We start from the raw sequence: 16,197 nt of genomic DNA on the forward strand, positions 1-16,197 counted from the left end.
AAATGCAAGGTACAAGCAATGCCGAGAAGCTGCAAAGCGTCATTTCCGACGACTTATTTCCACAAGTGCAACATATTTCAGACGTAAAACAAGTACTGGAGGAAATGACAACAAAGGCACAAGAGCTGCAAGAATGGCAGATCAAAGCGATTTTATTGCTGGAAAGTCTTTCAAAAAATGAGTATCTGCATGGGAATAGCGATCCATATAGGGAGATTATTAACTTTATCATGGAAGGAAAAGTGCTTGTGGCCGATCCGCAATACTATATTGATACCATCGAAGCGCTGATTCCGAAACCTCCGAAACCTGTCATTGTAGCTCCGAACGGAGTCGAGAAAGGAGGAAAACGCTGATGGCGCATCATTTCTTTATACAGGGACCTTTAGGAGCAGGAAAAACGTTGTTGATGTCGGTTTTGGCGCATCATTGGCGCGAAAAAGTCCGCGCACTTGGCGGTGATATTCAACTATTTTCAAACTACGGATTAAAGGATTCGATGCCTCTTGAACATTATACCGATTGGTATAAGGTGGCCGAAGCGCAAGGGAGCATATGTTGCTGGGATGAGTCACAAATGGCGTTCTCGAACAGAAGGTGGTCAAAATACGGTGCGACAATTGCAACAGAAGTAATGATGTTCACACGTAAAATGAAAAGCGTGCAAATTTACTGTTCACCGTCTATTAATAACGTCGATAGTCGCATTCGCCAAATTGTTGAAGTGTTAATCAACGTTCGGAAAATCGGCGATCGCGGATTTGCAATCCATTTTACGGACTATCAAACGGGAGAATTTATGCATAAGCAATTTTTGCCGATGTGGAAAGCAAAGAAAATATTCAAACTGGGTTTGTATGATACGGACACGATAGTATTAGGTTTTCCTCTGCCGTCGACAGAACGAGAAGGAAATGAGTTTTTCCGGACGCTTGAAGAAATTCATGATAAAGCACGCGGGACGGTAAGGAGGGCTGCCCATGAATTACTCACTGGTGCCGGAGCATTATAAGGAGAAAGATCCGCGCAGTTTGCTCTATCATTTTCCATCTATTCCAGTCGTGAAATTCGCGAAAATTACGCAGAAATTCTATTTTTTCAAGCAGCTTGAAATAGCCCAGGATATTACCAACCGAATGGGGTATATTTTGCTGCCATCGGTATGCATGCACTGGGAGCGCGTAAAACAATTTGCTGATCGCCGTATTAAAATAGGTAGAAACTCGTTTTTTATGATGAAGCTGGAAGAATTGACGGAAACAGAAAACAGAAAGCTGCAAGAGTATCTGGAAGAAATACGCGAGCACGGGAAAACAAAATAGGAGGGAAAGCGATGATTCAACTCACTGATAAAGAGTTAGGAATCCTGCTTCTGCATATGGGGATTATGCGTAAAGAGATCAAAAAAGCATTAAAGCGAAATTATGGATTTTTTGAAGGTAAGAAAAAAGTTGCTTGCTATGATTCCATTACTAAGACGCTAGGCGAGCAATTAGAGAAAAATGGAGAGTGCTATTTATACCATCTTCCATTTGACGACGAACAGCTAAACATGCTTCATTCTTTCCTTATATTTTATACGATTGAATTAAAACGGCAGGCAGAACGGGAAAATATTGATTATCAAGCTAACGAAACATTGCAGCTGCTTGAAACTATATTACGCAAAATAAAGAAAGGGAGTGTAGCATAATGTTCATTTTAAAAATTTTTAAAAAGATGGATTTTTGGTTAAGTTTCATTTTTGCCCTTTCGACTATTGGGATCAGTTTTATTGTTGTTCCTTATGTGTTTCCTGATGTGCTACAAAGTATGTTTGCGACGTGCCTGCTTTTCGGTTTTTTTGCCGGAGAATTTCTTTGTGAGGTAAAGCATTTAATAAAAGAAGTAATTCAGGAGGAAAAGGAGCGTATTCGTGCCATTGAAGAAGTATAATGTTCATCCTACCGAACTATACAACCTTGTTAAGGAGTATAACCACAAAAATTTCATCCTCAATGAAGCACGCAAAAAAGGAAGCACGATCCTTATTGAGCATTACAGCCGCGAGGTGCAGCGAATAAAAAAACATTGCTATAACAAATATGGCATCATTTTAGATTGATGAAAAGGAAAACAGATAACATGTTAGTGTGATTTCATTTCCTTCTTTATCCTGCCCGATCGGCTCGTGCAAGGAGACATCTTTTCGCGTCTTTTTTAATGAACGCAAATGCATTAAAATTTCATTTTCGATACAGCGAGCTGCGTATGTCGCTAGTTTTGTTCCTTTGCTGGAGGAATAGCTTTCGATTGCTTTAATAAGACCGATGGTGCCGATCGAGATTAAATCTTCCACATCTTCGCCCGTATTTTCGAACTTTTTGACAATATGGGCAACGAGCCGTAAATTATGTTCAATTAAAATATTGCGAGCTTGTTCATCTCCTTCCGCCATAAGCTGTAAGTATTTCTCCTCTTCTTTTGCGCTTAACGGTTGGGGAAATGCGTTGTTTTTAATGTATGATACTAAAAACATTAATTCTTTAATGAGAAATGTGAATACAGATAAAATGCCAGACATCTTGTCACCCCCACCCTTTCTTGTTTTAGGCAGTTGCCTATTATTTATGTATATGATGAAGCAAGGTTGTACGTGTTTGGACAAAAAAAGAAAGTGTCGTATGTAAATATATGAATATTCTTGACATATGGATGTTTATAATAGTAGAATAACTTTGTCGTTTTTTGTCTAAAAGTGTCTTAAAAAGGAGGCGAGTAAATGAAAAAAATCGGATTAGCTTGGCAAATTTTTATCGGTCTCGTTCTCGGAATTATCGTGGGAGCCATTTTTTATGGAAATCCGAAGGTTGCTACTTATTTACAGCCGATTGGAGATATTTTTCTTCGTTTAATAAAAATGATAGTTATTCCGATTGTTGTTTCTAGCCTTATCGTTGGAGTCGCCAATGTTGGAGATTTGAAAAAACTCGGGAAACTAGGCGGCAAAACGTTTATTTATTTCGAAATTATCACAACGTTTGCGATTGTCGTCGGTTTATTGGCGGCGAACGTGTTTCAGCCAGGAGCCGGCGTTAATATGAAATCATTAGAAAAAACAGATATTCAAAGCTATATTGATACAACAAATGAAGTGCAGCATCACTCGATGATTGAAACAGTTGTCAATATTGTTCCAAAAAACATTTTTGAATCGCTATCAACCGGAAACATGTTGCCGATCATCTTCTTCTCTGTAATGTTCGGTTTAGGAGTAGCGGCGATTGGCGACAAAGGTAAACCGGTGCTTCAGTTTTTCCAAGGCGTGGCAGAAGCGATGTTTTACGTGACAAACCAAATTATGAAATTTGCACCGTTCGGTGTGTTTGCGCTTATCGGTGTAACGGTTTCGAAATTTGGAATGGAATCACTTATTCCGCTCAGCAAGCTCGTCATTGTTGTTTACGGAACGATGGTCTTCTTTATTCTTGCAGTACTTGGCGGCGTTGCTAAACTTGTTGGTGTAAATATATTCCATATTATAAAGATTTTAAAAGATGAATTAATCCTTGCCTACAGTACAGCAAGTTCAGAAACGGTTCTTCCAAAAATCATGGAAAAAATGGAGAAATTCGGCTGTCCGAAGTCGATTACATCATTTGTCATTCCGACAGGTTATTCCTTCAACTTAGACGGGTCTACGTTATATCAGGCGCTGGCTGCCATTTTTATCGCGCAGTTATATGGTATTGATATGCCGATTTCGCAACAAATTTCCTTGTTGCTTGTGTTGATGGTGACTTCAAAAGGGATCGCCGGAGTTCCGGGTGTATCGTTTGTCGTATTGCTTGCTACGTTGGGCACGGTTGGTATTCCGGTAGAAGGATTGGCGTTTATCGCGGGGATTGACCGCATTTTAGATATGGCGCGTACAGCAGTGAACGTTATTGGCAACTCGTTAGCAGCGGTCGTTATGTCAAAATGGGAAGGTCAATACAATGAAGAAAAAGGAAGAAAGTATATAGAAGAGTTGCAACAAAGCGCGTAAATGGCGAAAAAGCTGTCCAGGGGAAGGGGCAGCTTTTTTCCTTCTAGAAACTTATTTTTTTCTTTAGCGTAGTATAGTATAATTTTGTTGCCGAGCAGGCTGGGCGGATGAATGATTAGCGATATTTAGGAGGAGAAACATGCACGAATTAATTCAAAATATTTTTACGTTTTTAGTGGATTTAGGTTATGTCGGCATTGCTTTGGCATTAATGATCGAGATTATTCCGAGCGAAATTGTGTTGGCTTATGCGGGATATTTGGTGTCTCGCGAAGAAATATCGTTTGTCGGGGCCGTTATAGCTGGGACCATTGGCGGAACGATAGCACAGCTGTTTTTATATTGGATGGGATATTATGGAGGCAGACCGTTTCTTGATAAGTATGGAAAATATTTGTTGATTAAAAAGAAACATCTTGATTTATCGGAGCAATGGTTTAACAAATACGGCCCGGGCGTCATTTTTACTGCGCGCTTTATTCCGGTTGTGCGCCATGCTATTTCCATTCCAGCTGGTATCGCCAAAATGTCATGGAAAAAATTTACCTTTTATACAACGTGTGCGATTATTCCATGGTCGATTTTCTTTATTTTTTTAGGGGAACGGTTAGGAAACCACTGGCAAGAAATTGATGAAATTGCCCGTCCTTATTTGCGACCAGTGATCATTGCTGCAATTGTGGTTACCGTCATTTACATTGTGATGCAAATTTATCGGCGAAAACGGCGATGATCGCTTATTCCATGGTTGCTTCGTTTATGGTTCTTACGTTCTGTTGGCGAAAAGTCAAGATAGAGAGTGAGAAACTAAAGAATTCGAATTTGCATACTAAAATTCTTAATTATCCTCTTCCTATCACCAAGATTACGCAGGAGTCTCGTTTATGGCAGAAGTCGTGGGAAAGCAAAGTCGCACGTTTTTCATTTAGCGGCGGGAATGGCGAGCAACCGTTAATGAATGTTGCGACGATAATCAATAGTGTGGTCGCATCATTGACTGAATTTAGGCGTTTTCCCTTTATCCTGTTGCTTATCGTTCCGCATTGCTTTTAAAAAGCAAAGGAATTACATAACAAATAAAAGGCTGGAAAATAACTACCAGCCTTTTTGCTTTGCAAAAGAGTTGCTTAAGATGAGCTGCCACTGTCTTCTCTCTGTGAAGCTTGGGTATTTGGCAATATTAAAATTTCGACGCGCCGGTTTTTCATTCTTCCTTCAGGAGTATTATTTGATGCTACCGGTTTAAATTCTCCATATCCTTTCGCACTAAACAACCGCGGATCGAGCTTAGGATTTTCTAACAACAATTTCATAAAATTTACAGCACGCATGACGCTTAGTTCCCAATTGGAGGAGAATTGTGCATTGTGAATTGGCACATTATCGGTATGCCCGCTAATAATAATATTGCGCGGCGGATTCATGACAAGAAGCTGGGAAATTTCTTTTGCCAGCTGTTGATCTTGTGGTCGCACTTCTGCGCTTCCTGAATCAAACAAAATATCGTTTAATATCGTTATCGCTAATCCTTCCTCTGTTAAAGATGTTTTCAGTTTCCCGTTTAAATGTTCTTTCGCAATATATGTATCGATTTTTTCTTGCACTTCATGCAGTTCTTCTCTATCTTGTTTGTCTAGTTCCTTTTTATTGTTATTTTGCTGCTTGGGCTGCGAAGGGCGATGTTCTTGCTCCATTGGTGCTTGAAACTCGAGCACGCCTGTTCCGCCGGTTAATGCCGCATTAAATGAATGAGCAATTTGCTCGAATTTTTTTTGGTCAATTTGGCTGCTGGCAAATAGCACGATAAAAAGTGCCAGTAATAATGTTAATAAATCGGAATACGGAATCAGCCATGATTCGTTAATATGCTCGTCTTGTTTTTGCTTTTTTTTCTTATTCATTTCCTTTTTCTCCCTGTTCTATGATTTTTTTTCGTTCAGTTGCCGGAAGATAGGAAGCAAGTTTTTGTTCGATCGCCCGCGGTGCTTGTCCTTCTAAAATGGAAAGGACTCCTTCAATCATGACTTGCCGTATTTTTGCTTCTTCTTTTGATTTGCGTCTTAATTTATTAGCAAATGGATGCCATAACACATACCCAGTGAAAATCCCTAACAGCGTTGCGACAAATGCAGCGCTAATTGCTATACCAAGTTCGCTGATGTTGTCCATATTGCTTAATGCGGCAATCAGCCCGACAACTGCGCCAAGCACTCCAAGCGTTGGCGCGTATGTACCTGCTTGCGAAAAAATGGCTGCGTTCGCTTCATGACGCTCTTCCATCGCTTCGATTTCTTCTGTCATAACATCGCGAATAAAATCTTGCGTTTGCCCGTCAATTGCCATGCTTAAGCCATTTCGCAAAAACGGATCGTCAATTTCGTCTAATTTTGCCTCCAGCGCGAGCAATCCTTCTCGCCGGGCTATATTTGCCCAATCAACGAACAATGGGATTAATTCTTCGATGGTTGGGATATTTTGTTCTTTAAAAAGCACGCCGAACAGCTTTGGCACTTTTTTAATTTCACGAATAGGAAAAGCGATGGTGACGGAAGCCATAGTTCCAACGAGAATGATTAAGATCGCCGCAGGGTTTATCAATACGCTAGGATTGACGCCTTTAAGATACATGCCGACACCTACAGCGATAATGCCAAGAATAATTCCGATAATTGATGTTTTGTCCAAATGAAATCCCCCCGTCAAATCTTGAACATTATTGTTATTGGTGCTTTATAATTAATTCACATTTATCATATAATTAATAGCAAAGATTGAAAAGAGAAAATGGTATGACTGGAAAATAAAAAAAGGCTGCCCAATCCGCCGTCGTTGTTTTTTGGAAAGGACAGCCTTCCTATGTTTTATATTTTTTTCAATTTAAATGTTCCGACCATTAAAAACGACAACGTGATCATAAGGAAAATAAAAAATTGCGGGGGAAAATAATGGATCGTTAAATAGCTTAACGTTAGTAGTACTCCTGCAGCTGTAATTGGCAGCCCAGAAAAATAGCCGTTGTTTTCTGTAATATTAAAGCGGGCAAGGCGAAACGCTCCGCAGCCAATGTACAAAATCGTAAAAAACGCGCCTGGCGCGCCAAATTCATACAATATGCTTTGATACATTAATAGAGCGGGAGCTACCCCAAATGAGATAATATCGCTCATCGAGTCCAATTGCTTTCCGAGTTCCGACTCAATATTTAGCTTTCGGGCAACAGCCCCGTCGAAGCGATCGACTAAAGCTGCTAAAAAAATAAGAAGCAAGCTGACATGAAGCTGCTCTTTTAACGTCGTTAAGACAGAAAAACCGCCTAGCGATAAATTTGTCAATGTTAAAATGTTTGCTGTGTTTGCCTTTAATTTTTTTAGCGTGTAATCTAAATAATCCGATAAAAACATTCTTCTCCACACTCCTTTTTACCGTGAAAAACAAAGAAGGCAAAATCTACTACAATAATTATACTCATTTTATTTATAATATGAAAAGTAGTAAAAAACATGATCGCCATAAACTGGAGGGAACATATTTGTTAAAATGGCTGTACCGTCTTATGATTGAACTGACGAATCATTCTCTTTCATCAAAAATAATTGCCGTTTTTGCGAAATCCCGCTTAAGCGCGTTGCTTATTCCATCGTATGCAAAAATTTATGGTATTAATCAAGAAGAGATGGAGAAAAACTTAAAAAATTATAAAACGCTGCAACAGTTGTTTATTCGCAAGCTAAAAGAAGGAGCAAGGCCGATTGATCAAACGCAGAACAGCATTATTAGCCCTGTTGACGGGATTATTGAAGACATTGGCGTGATCCGCGAAAACAGCGAAATCGTCGTGAAGGGCAAGACGTATTCGATTGCGGAGATGCTCGGAAGCGCCGAGGATGCAAAGAAATATTTGAACGGATTATTCGTTATTTTGTATTTAAGTCCAAGCCATTATCACCGCATCCATAGCCCAATATCTGGAGTCGTGCAAAAGCAATGGACGCTTGGAAAAAAATCGTATCCTGTCAACCGCCTTGGCTTGAAATACGGGAAACGTCCGTTATCGAAAAACTACCGCACGATTACAGAAGTGGTTGCAAACGGGAAGCATATCGCGATTGTGAAAATCGGAGCGATGTTTGTCAACAGCATTGAGCTTACCCATGCGAGCAAGCAGCTTGTTAAAGGACAAGAAATTGCTTACTTTTCCTTTGGCTCTACCGTCGTTTTATTGTTTGAAAAGAACAGCATTGAAATTGATGAGCGAATCGTTGCACCGATGGGAGTGAAGGTGGGAGAGCGAATTGGCTATTTAAAATAAAAAAAGCCCTAAGGCCAAATTATGAGGAAAGCTTAATTTTATGCCCTAATGCACGGCGGTGAATCTCTCGTTCGATTAACTCAATGAATTCGGGGCTTAATTTCAATTCTTTTGCCTTGTAATACGATTCGATCAATAATTCATCAGATAGATACTTCATGCTGAAAACCTCCCTCAGCAATGGAATAGAATTTGCAATCAATACATATAATGGTAAGTTACTTTAACTGTACCATGATTTGTGATATAGAACAACCGTTCTGTTATCCACAGCTACTAGTGGATAACATGTGGAAAAAATGTTTATAAGATTGTAGAATTATGATTGCATGCTTGTGAATAATGTGGGTAAAACTTATCCACAATTTTGCAGATAACGGTTTTTGTCGAAAAAATTTTATATCAAAGTTTGTTTTGAAAGACTGGCGAAAATTATGTATGATGGTTAAAGGCAAGAAAAGGACGCGGAGACAGTGCGCGAAAAAGGTAAGGTGATGAATGTGCTCCATTATTTTTTGCCAAGTCAATTTGCTAAACGTGTACTGGACATTACTCCTAGCTCGCTAAAAGAAAAGGGAATTAAAGGGGTTATTACTGATTTAGATAATACGCTTGTCGAGTGGGATCGCTCAAACGCCACTCCGGAACTAATCGAGTGGCTTGAGAATATGAAACAAGAGGGCATTAAGGTAATGATCGTGTCTAATAATAATAAAAAACGAGTGCAATCTTTTGCGGAACCGCTCGGCATTCCGTTTATTTTTGAAGCACGAAAGCCGTTAACAAGCGCTTTTCAAAAGGCGTTGTCGATGATGCAATTGAGTAAAGACGAAGTGGTTGTCATTGGTGATCAATTGTTGACAGATGTGTTTGGAGGAAATCGGATGGGCTTAAATACCATTTTGGTTGTTCCGGTTGCACAGACGGATGGGCTTTGGACCCGTTTGAATCGAAAGATGGAACGGAAAATTTTAAAGATGATGCGGAAAAAAGGAATGCTTTATTGGGAGGAATGATAGTGGAACAACAAATTCGTTGCATTGGCTGCGGAGCGATCATTCAATCGGAAGATGAAACAAAACCCGGCTATGCGCCAAAAAGCGTTTTAGAAAAAGAAGAAGTCATTTGCCAACGCTGTTTCCGCTTAAAGCACTATAATGAAGTGCAGGATGTAGAACTGACAGATGATGACTTTTTAAAAATTTTACACAGCATTGGCCAGTCGGAAGCGCTTGTCGTAAAAATCGTCGATATTTTTGACTTCAATGGAAGCTGGCTTCCGGGGTTGCATCGGTTTGTTGCGAACAACCCGATTTTGCTTGTTGGAAATAAAGTGGATCTGCTCCCGAAATCAGTAAAATACCCAAAACTCATCCATTGGATGGTACAATCGGCAAACGATCTCGGCCTAAAGCCGGTTGACATATGTTTAGTGAGCGCTGTCAAAGGAATCGGAATAGCGAAAGTAATGGAGGCGATCGAAAAGCATCGGCTTGGAAAAAACGTCTATGTCGTTGGTTGTACGAATGTCGGAAAATCAACATTTATTAATCGCATTATTCAAGAAACGACGGGGAAAGGAAATGTGATTACAACATCCTATTTTCCGGGAACGACGCTAGACATCATCGAAATCCCGTTAGATGACGGAGCGGCGCTTTACGATACGCCGGGAATTATTAATCGTCATCAAATGGCGCATTTTGTCGATAAAAAAGATTTAAAAGTCATCACGCCAAAGCGGGAAATCCATCCAAAAGTATATCAGCTGAATGAACGGCAGACGTTGTTTTTCGGAGGACTCGCCCGGCTTGATTATATAAAAGGAGGGCGGCGGTCTTTTGTATGTTATTTCTCCAATGAACTGCCGATTCATCGAACAAAGCTGGAAAAGGCCGATGCGTTATACGCCAAGCAACTTGGCGAACTTCTGTCGCCACCAAGCAAACATTATATAGATCAATTCCCACCATTGGTGGCGCATACGTTTACCATAAAAGAGAGAAAAACAGATATTGTGTTTTCCGGCCTTGGTTGGGTAACATGCAACGAGCCGGGAGCGCAAGTCATTGCGTATGCGCCAAAAGGAGTTGACATTTTAATCCGAAAATCGTTGATCTAGTTTTCGGTTTGTATGTGTAAATGATACGGGGGAGAAGAGAACAATGGAAAAGTTATACGCGTTATTTGGTTGTCCAGTTCATCATTCGTTATCGCCGCTAATGCATAATGATGCGTTTCAGAATATGAACATTGCCGCTCGCTACCACGCATTTCATGTGGAACCGAAGCATTTAAAGGATGCAATCAGCGGGGTGAAGGCGCTTGGTATTTCGGGATTAAATGTGACGATTCCCCATAAAACGGCGGTAATCCCGTTGCTTGATGACGTCGACACAGCAGCGCGGCGCATTGGAGCTGTCAATACGATCGTAAATGAAAATGGGCGGTTGATCGGCTATAATACAGATGGCCCTGGATATGTTCGGGCGCTGGAGGAAGAAGTAAACATCGATATAAAGGAAAAACGCATTTTAATGATTGGAGCGGGGGGAGCGGCAAGAGGAATTTATTTTTCCCTTGTCGATAGAGGCGTCAAACAAATCGATATTTGTAACCGAACGGTATCAAAAGCAAAACAGCTTATTGATGAATGCGATGCCGCTGTTTCCTCGACCGCTTACTCGCTAAATGAGGCGGAAGAACGTTTAGGAGATTATGATATTCTCATTAATACGACGTCTGTCGGGATGTATCCTCACATGGAGGAAATGCCGATTTCCCTTGCGAATATGAAAGAAGGAACGGTCGTGTCCGATATTATCTACAACCCATTAGAAACGAAATGGTTAAAAGAAGCCCGGAAAAGAAATGCGATTGTTCAAAATGGAGTCGGCATGTTTGTATATCAAGGAGCGTTAGCGTTCGAAAAATGGACAGGGGTGTTTCCGGACGTCGAACGTATGAAAAAAATAGTGATCGAACAGCTTAGGAGGTAACATATGTTAACGGGAAAACAAAAACGCTTTTTGCGGGCGAAAGCTCATCATTTGAAGCCGATTTTCCAAGTGGGAAAAGGTGGAGTAGGCGAAAATATGATTAAGCAAATTGCCGACGCGCTTGAAGCGCGCGAGCTTATTAAAGTGAGCGTGCTGCAAAACTGCGAGGAAGACCGCCATGTCGTCGCCGAGCAGCTTGCACGGGGCGCGGGCGCGGAACTTGTACAAGTAATTGGGAATACGATTGTATTGTATAAGGAGTCAAAGGAAAACAAGCAAATTATATTGCCGCGCTAAACGGCAAAGTTGCGCATACGCATGGCGGAGGGAAGTATATGAAAAAAATTGGGATTTTTGGAGGGACGTTTGATCCGCCGCATTACGGGCATTTATTAATGGCTAACGAAGTGCTTCATGCGTTGCGGTTGTCGGAAATTTGGTTTATGCCGAATCGCATCCCTCCACATAAACAACATGAACAAGTGACGAAAAGCGAAGATCGCTTGCGTATGCTTGAACTAGCGATCGCTGATCATCCGCGGTTTCATATTGAAACGATTGAATTAGAAAGAGAAGGACCATCATATACGTATGATACGATGTGTCAGCTGCTTTCGATGCACCCAGATGATGAGTTTTATTTTATTATCGGTGCAGACATGGTGGAATATTTGCCGCACTGGTATAAAATTGCTGAACTGGTTCAGTTAGTGACATTTGTCGGTGTCAAGCGTCCGGGATTTTCCACTAAAACGTCTTATCCGATTATCGAAGTGGAAGTTCCGCAGTTTGCGGTATCTTCTTCAATGATTCGCGATCGGGTCAGAAGAGGACAAACGATTCGGTATTTAGTGCCAGAATGCGTAAGACTTTATATAGAGGAGAAGAAACTATATGGAACGACAAGAAGCGTTAACTATCGTTAAAAAACAATTGACAGAACACCGCTATCAACATACAATTGGCGTCATGGAGACAGCAATCAAGCTTGCCAAGCAGTATGGAGCAGATGTAAAAAAAGCGGAATTGGCAGCTATTTTTCACGACTATGCGAAGTATCGCCCGAAAGAGGAAATGAAACAAATCATTTTGGAGCAAAATATGCCAAACGATTTGCTTTCTTACAATGCTGAATTATGGCATGCTCCAGTGGGGGCTTATTTAGTAAAGACGGAAGTCGGGATTGAAGATGAAGACATACTAAACGCGATTCGTTATCATACGTCAGGACGCGCAAATATGACATTATTGGAAAAAGTGATTTATCTTGCCGATTATATTGAACCTGGACGCATATTCCCGGGAGTAGATGAAGTTCGCGATCTTGCAAAACACGATCTTAATCGGGCGCTAACGAAAGCGTTGCAAAATACGATTCAATTTTTGCTGAAAAAAGACCAACCGATTTATCCAGATACGATTCACACGTATAATTCATTAATTATGGAAATAAAGGGGGAATCTCAAGAATGACGGAACAGGAGATATTGCGATTGATCGTGCGGGCAGCCGATGATAAAAAGGCGGAAAATATCGTTGTTTTGAACATGAAAGGCATCTCCCTTGTCGCCGATTATTTTGTTATTTGCCATGGCAATTCGGAAAAGCAAGTGCAGGCGATTGCTCGGGAAATAAAAGAGAAAGCCGAGGAGCATCATATTTCTGTGAAACGGGTAGAAGGATTTCGTGAGGCAAAATGGGTTTTAGTCGATTTAGGCGATATTGTTGTTCATGTTTTTGATAAAGAGGAACGCAGTTATTACAATTTAGAGCGTTTATGGGGAGATGCGCCGCTTGAAGATGTAGCGAGCGTGTTGCAGCAGTGACGTACGAGTCATTCGCATATTGGTACGATGCGTTAATGAATGAAGCGCCGTATGATAAATGGCAGTCGTTTGTGCAAAAGAAGCTTAAAAAATATGGGCGCAAAGAGGCGAAACGCATTCTTGATGTTGGATGCGGCACAGGAGAATTGGCGATTCGGCTGGCAAAAGAAGGATTTTTGGTCACAGGCATCGATTTGTCGGAAAATATGCTTGCTATTGCACAGGCGAAAGCGGAAACGCAACATGTCGCGATTGAATTTTTTCAACAAAATATGGCGGAACTAGAAGGATTTTCATCATTTGATTGTGCCACGATTTTTTGCGATTCCCTCAACTATTTATTGGAAGAAAACGAAGTTCGGCAAACGTTTTTGCGCATTTATGAACTGTTAAGAGAAGATGGGCTGTTGTTGTTTGACGTTCATTCCACGTATAAAATAGACCATGTTTTTCAAGGTGCGGTATTTGCAAGTAATGACGAGAAAATTAGCTATATTTGGTCTTGCTATCCGTTTTCATTGCCGCATAGCGTTGAGCATGAGTTAACGTTTTTCGTACGCGGCGACGGCGGAACATATGAACGGTATGACGAACTGCACCGGCAGCGCACATATGAAATCGCTCAATATAAACAATGGCTGACGGAAGCGGGATTTGCCGTACTGGAAATAACCGCAGATTTTACCGATGAAGCGCCAAGCGAAACGTCTGAGCGCATCTTTTTTGTCGCGAAAAAATGAGCGATGTCCGTTTTTGCCGAAGAGCATGAAGCAGCAGCTCCTTCCGCTCTGAAAACGTTATGCTTTTCTGCCAAAGCCTGTTAAAGCGGGGCGAGCCGGCTTCGGCAGAAAAGCCGTTCTTGTTGTTTATCAATCTTAAAATCTTAAATTTGAGATAGCTTTTTTTGTTTTGTTCAGCAGGATTTTTTTCTTTTTTCACGAATTTAACCATTGAATTGCTTTTTTACTTTTTCGATGTCATCTTTGAATTTCTCTTGTGTCTTGGCAAATACTTGTTCAAATACCCCTTCCATTTCCTTTTCAAGCACTGCAATCCCTTCCCCGGTAATACCGCCTTTCACACAAACTTTTTCTTGCAGCGCTGGAAGTGTGTAAAGATTGCTTTTCAACAATTCCCCCAATCCGATAATCATGTCATTGGTTAACGCCGTTGCTTGTTCTTTTGTGATCGCTGTTTTTTTCACGGCAGCCTCTATAAACCGCTGAAGCAAATAGCTGAAAAAAGCGGGGCCGCAGCTTGCGATGTCTGAAGCGATTCGCGTAATTTCATTATCAATATAGGAAGGAACAGAAATGTGGCGAAACAGCTTTTCTATATAGGTTTGATAGTAGAGGGAACAGCGCTGCCCAAATGTGATTAGTGTGCTTCCAGAAAGCGCTCGGTTTGTAACGCTTGGGATAACACGCGCTACATGGCAAGGAACGGTTGCTTCCAGCTGCTGAACGCTAATAGGACTTGTAATCGATATGAGACAATGTTCCTTTGTCCACAAAGAAGCCAATTGCTGCAAAAGGGGGTGAATATCTAACGGTTTGACACATAAAAACACGATGATTGCTTTCTGCACCACTTCCTCTGCGCTAGAAGCAACGTAGACGTCTGGATGGTGACGCTGGATGTCTAACGCTTTTTCCAATGTGCGATTGGTAATAATAAGCTGGTCTTCTTTAACGGCACCGGATTCAAGAAACGCTTCAATTAAAATCCTTCCCATATTTCCTGTCCCGATCATTCCGATTTTCATGCTTTTCCCCCTTCCTTGATACAGTAACCGATAGTTTCTTCAACGATATGTATGAATGTTTTATTTGTTTTATGACTAATTTGAAAGGATGATGAATATGTGGGAAGCGATCAAAAAGTATGATAAACGGTGGTACATCCTCCTTTTGGCGGTGTTTATCGCGGTGGTTGCGATTTTGTTTCGTAACAATGAAATGAACGAAAAGGAGCAAGGTTCTGTGCTAACGGCGGAACGAATGGTGCAGGAAGCAGCGGAAAAACAAAAAGAAAAAGTGCAATCGAAAACAATTGTTGTCGATATAAAGGGAGCGGTCGTCCGGCCGGGAGTATACGAAATAACAGACACGGCACGCGTCAACGATGTGGTGGGGATGGCGGGAGGGTTTACAAAAGAAGCGGATCAAACAAAGGTCAACTTGGCAGCAAAAGTACATGATGAGATGATGATTTATGTACCGGCTCGTGGGGAAACGAACGTTTCTTCCACAGATGCTCCGCTTATTCCTTCAAGTGATTCTAAGAAAGTTCACATTAATACAGCATCGGAAGAAGAAATATTGCAGCTTTCGGGGATTGGTCCAACGAAAGCGGCGGCTATTATTGCCTATCGTGAAGAACACGGCCCATTTAAAAAAGTGGAAGATTTGCTAAATGTTACAGGCATTGGCGAAAAAACGCTGGAAAAAATAAAAGAGCAAATTGTTGTGCCGTAATATCGTTGACGCTTTGCTGGCTGCGCCTTACACTAGAGGTATGCGCGCGTGAAATAAGTTTACTGGACAAGCGGGGGAGGAAATATGGAACGAATTACGTGGGATCAATATTTTATGGCACAAAGCCATTTGTTGGCATTGCGCAGCACCTGCACGCGATTGGCGGTTGGCGCCACCATCGTCCGTGACAAACGAATTATTGCCGGAGGATATAACGGTTCAATCGCCGGTGGGGCCCATTGCATTGACGAAGGGTGTTATGTCATTGATGGTCATTGCGTTCGCACGATCCACGCGGAGATGAATGCGATTATCCAATGTGCGAAATTCGGCGTACCGACGGAAGGAGCAGAGATGTATGTAACCCATTTTCCATGTTTGCATTGCTGCAAAGCGATTATTCAAAGCGGAATTCGCGCTGTATATTATGCAAAAGATTATAAAAACGATCCGTATGCGCTGGAACTTTTTCAACAAGCGAAAGTTCGCGTAGAGCATGTGCCGTTTAATAAAGAAATTTTGTCGCTTCTCCAGCGCTGAACGGGCATCTCATGAGAAA

General features: G+C 41.3%; 23 protein-coding genes and 1 pseudogene. 18 read left to right on the top strand and 6 right to left on the bottom strand.

Annotated features, from left to right (window positions below; translation table 11 throughout):
- The first annotated feature begins 2 nt into the window (after window positions 1-2).
- The 5 genes from MWM02_RS05195 to MWM02_RS05215 are packed head-to-tail and all read left to right on the top strand — an operon-like array spanning window position 3 to window position 1,935.
- On the top strand, window positions 3-356 hold the full coding sequence (locus MWM02_RS05195) for a hypothetical protein (RefSeq protein ID WP_244403103.1): 354 nt from the start codon (window positions 3-5) through the stop codon (window positions 354-356).
- Window positions 356-1,012, top strand: a complete 657-nt coding sequence (locus tag MWM02_RS05200; protein ID WP_244403104.1) for an ATPase — start codon at window positions 356-358, stop codon at window positions 1,010-1,012. The genes MWM02_RS05195 and MWM02_RS05200 overlap by 1 nt, the downstream gene beginning before the upstream one ends.
- The gene (locus MWM02_RS05205; protein WP_244403105.1) at window positions 981-1,322 is read left to right on the top strand and encodes a hypothetical protein; all 342 of its coding nucleotides are present in this window, start codon (window positions 981-983) and stop codon (window positions 1,320-1,322) included. Before MWM02_RS05200 ends, MWM02_RS05205 begins: the two co-directional genes overlap by 32 nt.
- Before the next feature lie 11 nt (window positions 1,323-1,333).
- Window positions 1,334-1,693, top strand: coding sequence for a hypothetical protein (locus tag MWM02_RS05210; protein ID WP_244403106.1), 360 nt, complete (start codon window positions 1,334-1,336; stop codon window positions 1,691-1,693).
- Window positions 1,693-1,935, top strand: a complete 243-nt coding sequence (locus MWM02_RS05215; protein ID WP_244403107.1) for a hypothetical protein — start codon at window positions 1,693-1,695, stop codon at window positions 1,933-1,935. The genes MWM02_RS05210 and MWM02_RS05215 overlap by 1 nt, the downstream gene beginning before the upstream one ends.
- Before the next feature lie 193 nt (window positions 1,936-2,128).
- Here the strand turns inward: MWM02_RS05215 and sigK are convergent.
- Window positions 2,129-2,563: pseudogene (gene sigK / locus MWM02_RS05220) on the bottom strand (RNA polymerase sporulation sigma factor SigK); the annotation flags it as partial.
- 198 nt (window positions 2,564-2,761) lie between these two features.
- Between sigK and gltP the strand changes: the two are divergent.
- Window positions 2,762-4,027 (top strand): glutamate/aspartate:proton symporter GltP, encoded by a 1,266-nt coding sequence (gene gltP / locus MWM02_RS05225; RefSeq protein WP_064549753.1) that lies wholly within the window; start codon window positions 2,762-2,764, stop codon window positions 4,025-4,027.
- Between the two features lie 139 nt (window positions 4,028-4,166).
- Window positions 4,167-4,760 carry an undecaprenyl phosphate transporter UptA gene (uptA, locus tag MWM02_RS05230; protein WP_064549754.1) on the top strand — a complete coding sequence of 198 codons (594 nt, stop codon included), beginning with the start codon at window positions 4,167-4,169 and terminating at the stop codon, window positions 4,758-4,760.
- Between the two features lie 394 nt (window positions 4,761-5,154).
- Here the strand turns inward: uptA and motB are convergent, their stop codons facing one another.
- The 3 genes from motB to pssA form a co-directional block, all read right to left on the bottom strand.
- Window positions 5,155-5,928, bottom strand: a complete 774-nt coding sequence (gene motB / locus MWM02_RS05235) for a flagellar motor protein MotB (RefSeq protein ID WP_064549756.1) — start codon at window positions 5,926-5,928, stop codon at window positions 5,155-5,157.
- The gene (gene motA / locus MWM02_RS05240) at window positions 5,921-6,712 is read right to left on the bottom strand and encodes a flagellar motor stator protein MotA (protein ID WP_064549757.1); all 792 of its coding nucleotides are present in this window, start codon (window positions 6,710-6,712) and stop codon (window positions 5,921-5,923) included. Before motA ends, motB begins: the two co-directional genes overlap by 8 nt.
- A 176-nt stretch (window positions 6,713-6,888) precedes the next feature.
- Window positions 6,889-7,428, bottom strand: a complete 540-nt coding sequence (pssA, locus tag MWM02_RS05245; protein WP_244403108.1) for a CDP-diacylglycerol--serine O-phosphatidyltransferase — start codon at window positions 7,426-7,428, stop codon at window positions 6,889-6,891.
- Between the two features lie 128 nt (window positions 7,429-7,556).
- On the opposite strand from pssA, the gene MWM02_RS05250 reads away from it, so the two are divergent.
- Entirely contained in the window at window positions 7,557-8,336 is a 780-nt protein-coding gene (locus tag MWM02_RS05250; protein WP_244403109.1) for a phosphatidylserine decarboxylase, read from the top strand.
- 19 nt (window positions 8,337-8,355) lie between these two features.
- Here MWM02_RS05250 and MWM02_RS05255 read toward each other — a convergent pair whose 3' ends face one another.
- A complete protein-coding gene (locus tag MWM02_RS05255) occupies window positions 8,356-8,496 on the bottom strand; it encodes a sporulation histidine kinase inhibitor Sda (RefSeq protein WP_013876598.1) in 141 nt (46 codons plus the stop codon).
- A gap of 340 nt (window positions 8,497-8,836) precedes the next feature.
- Between MWM02_RS05255 and MWM02_RS05260 the strand changes: the two genes are divergently transcribed.
- From MWM02_RS05260 to MWM02_RS05295, 8 genes are read left to right on the top strand one after another with little or no spacing between them, the layout of a single operon-like run.
- A complete protein-coding gene (locus MWM02_RS05260; protein WP_244403595.1) occupies window positions 8,837-9,352 on the top strand; it encodes a YqeG family HAD IIIA-type phosphatase in 516 nt (171 codons plus the stop codon).
- On the top strand, window positions 9,349-10,458 hold the full coding sequence (gene yqeH / locus MWM02_RS05265; protein ID WP_420038582.1) for a ribosome biogenesis GTPase YqeH: 1,110 nt from the start codon (window positions 9,349-9,351) through the stop codon (window positions 10,456-10,458). Before MWM02_RS05260 ends, yqeH begins: the two co-directional genes overlap by 4 nt.
- 43 nt (window positions 10,459-10,501) lie before the next feature.
- Complete coding sequence (aroE, locus tag MWM02_RS05270) at window positions 10,502-11,335, top strand: shikimate dehydrogenase (RefSeq protein WP_064549761.1); 834 nt, start codon at window positions 10,502-10,504, stop codon at window positions 11,333-11,335.
- A 3-nt stretch (window positions 11,336-11,338) separates the two neighbouring features.
- Entirely contained in the window at window positions 11,339-11,632 is a 294-nt protein-coding gene (yhbY, locus tag MWM02_RS05275) for a ribosome assembly RNA-binding protein YhbY (protein WP_064549762.1), read from the top strand.
- Between the two features lie 38 nt (window positions 11,633-11,670).
- Window positions 11,671-12,261 carry a nicotinate-nucleotide adenylyltransferase gene (locus MWM02_RS05280; protein ID WP_064549763.1) on the top strand — a complete coding sequence of 197 codons (591 nt, stop codon included), beginning with the start codon at window positions 11,671-11,673 and terminating at the stop codon, window positions 12,259-12,261.
- On the top strand, window positions 12,230-12,808 hold the full coding sequence (yqeK, locus tag MWM02_RS05285) for a bis(5'-nucleosyl)-tetraphosphatase (symmetrical) YqeK (protein WP_064549764.1): 579 nt from the start codon (window positions 12,230-12,232) through the stop codon (window positions 12,806-12,808). Before MWM02_RS05280 ends, yqeK begins: the two co-directional genes overlap by 32 nt.
- Window positions 12,805-13,161: a ribosome silencing factor gene (gene rsfS, locus MWM02_RS05290; RefSeq protein ID WP_064549765.1), complete on the top strand. Its 357-nt coding sequence runs from the start codon at window positions 12,805-12,807 to the stop codon at window positions 13,159-13,161. The genes yqeK and rsfS overlap by 4 nt, the downstream gene beginning before the upstream one ends.
- Window positions 13,158-13,901 carry a class I SAM-dependent DNA methyltransferase gene (locus tag MWM02_RS05295; RefSeq protein ID WP_244403110.1) on the top strand — a complete coding sequence of 248 codons (744 nt, stop codon included), beginning with the start codon at window positions 13,158-13,160 and terminating at the stop codon, window positions 13,899-13,901. The genes rsfS and MWM02_RS05295 overlap by 4 nt, the downstream gene beginning before the upstream one ends.
- Window positions 13,902-14,104: 203 nt before the next feature.
- Here MWM02_RS05295 and comER read toward each other — a convergent pair whose 3' ends face one another.
- Window positions 14,105-14,926, bottom strand: a complete 822-nt coding sequence (gene comER, locus MWM02_RS05300; protein WP_064549767.1) for a late competence protein ComER — start codon at window positions 14,924-14,926, stop codon at window positions 14,105-14,107.
- 97 nt (window positions 14,927-15,023) lie between these two features.
- On the opposite strand from comER, the gene MWM02_RS05305 reads away from it, so the two are divergent.
- Window positions 15,024-15,638, top strand: coding sequence for a helix-hairpin-helix domain-containing protein (locus MWM02_RS05305; protein WP_064549768.1), 615 nt, complete (start codon window positions 15,024-15,026; stop codon window positions 15,636-15,638).
- 84 nt (window positions 15,639-15,722) lie between these two features.
- Window positions 15,723-16,178, top strand: a complete 456-nt coding sequence (locus MWM02_RS05310) for a ComE operon protein 2 (protein WP_064549769.1) — start codon at window positions 15,723-15,725, stop codon at window positions 16,176-16,178.
- Window positions 16,179-16,197 lie beyond the last annotated feature (19 nt).

The organism is Parageobacillus sp. KH3-4 (assembly GCF_022846435.1).
Taxonomy (GTDB): domain Bacteria; phylum Bacillota; class Bacilli; order Bacillales; family Anoxybacillaceae; genus Parageobacillus; species Parageobacillus thermoglucosidasius_A.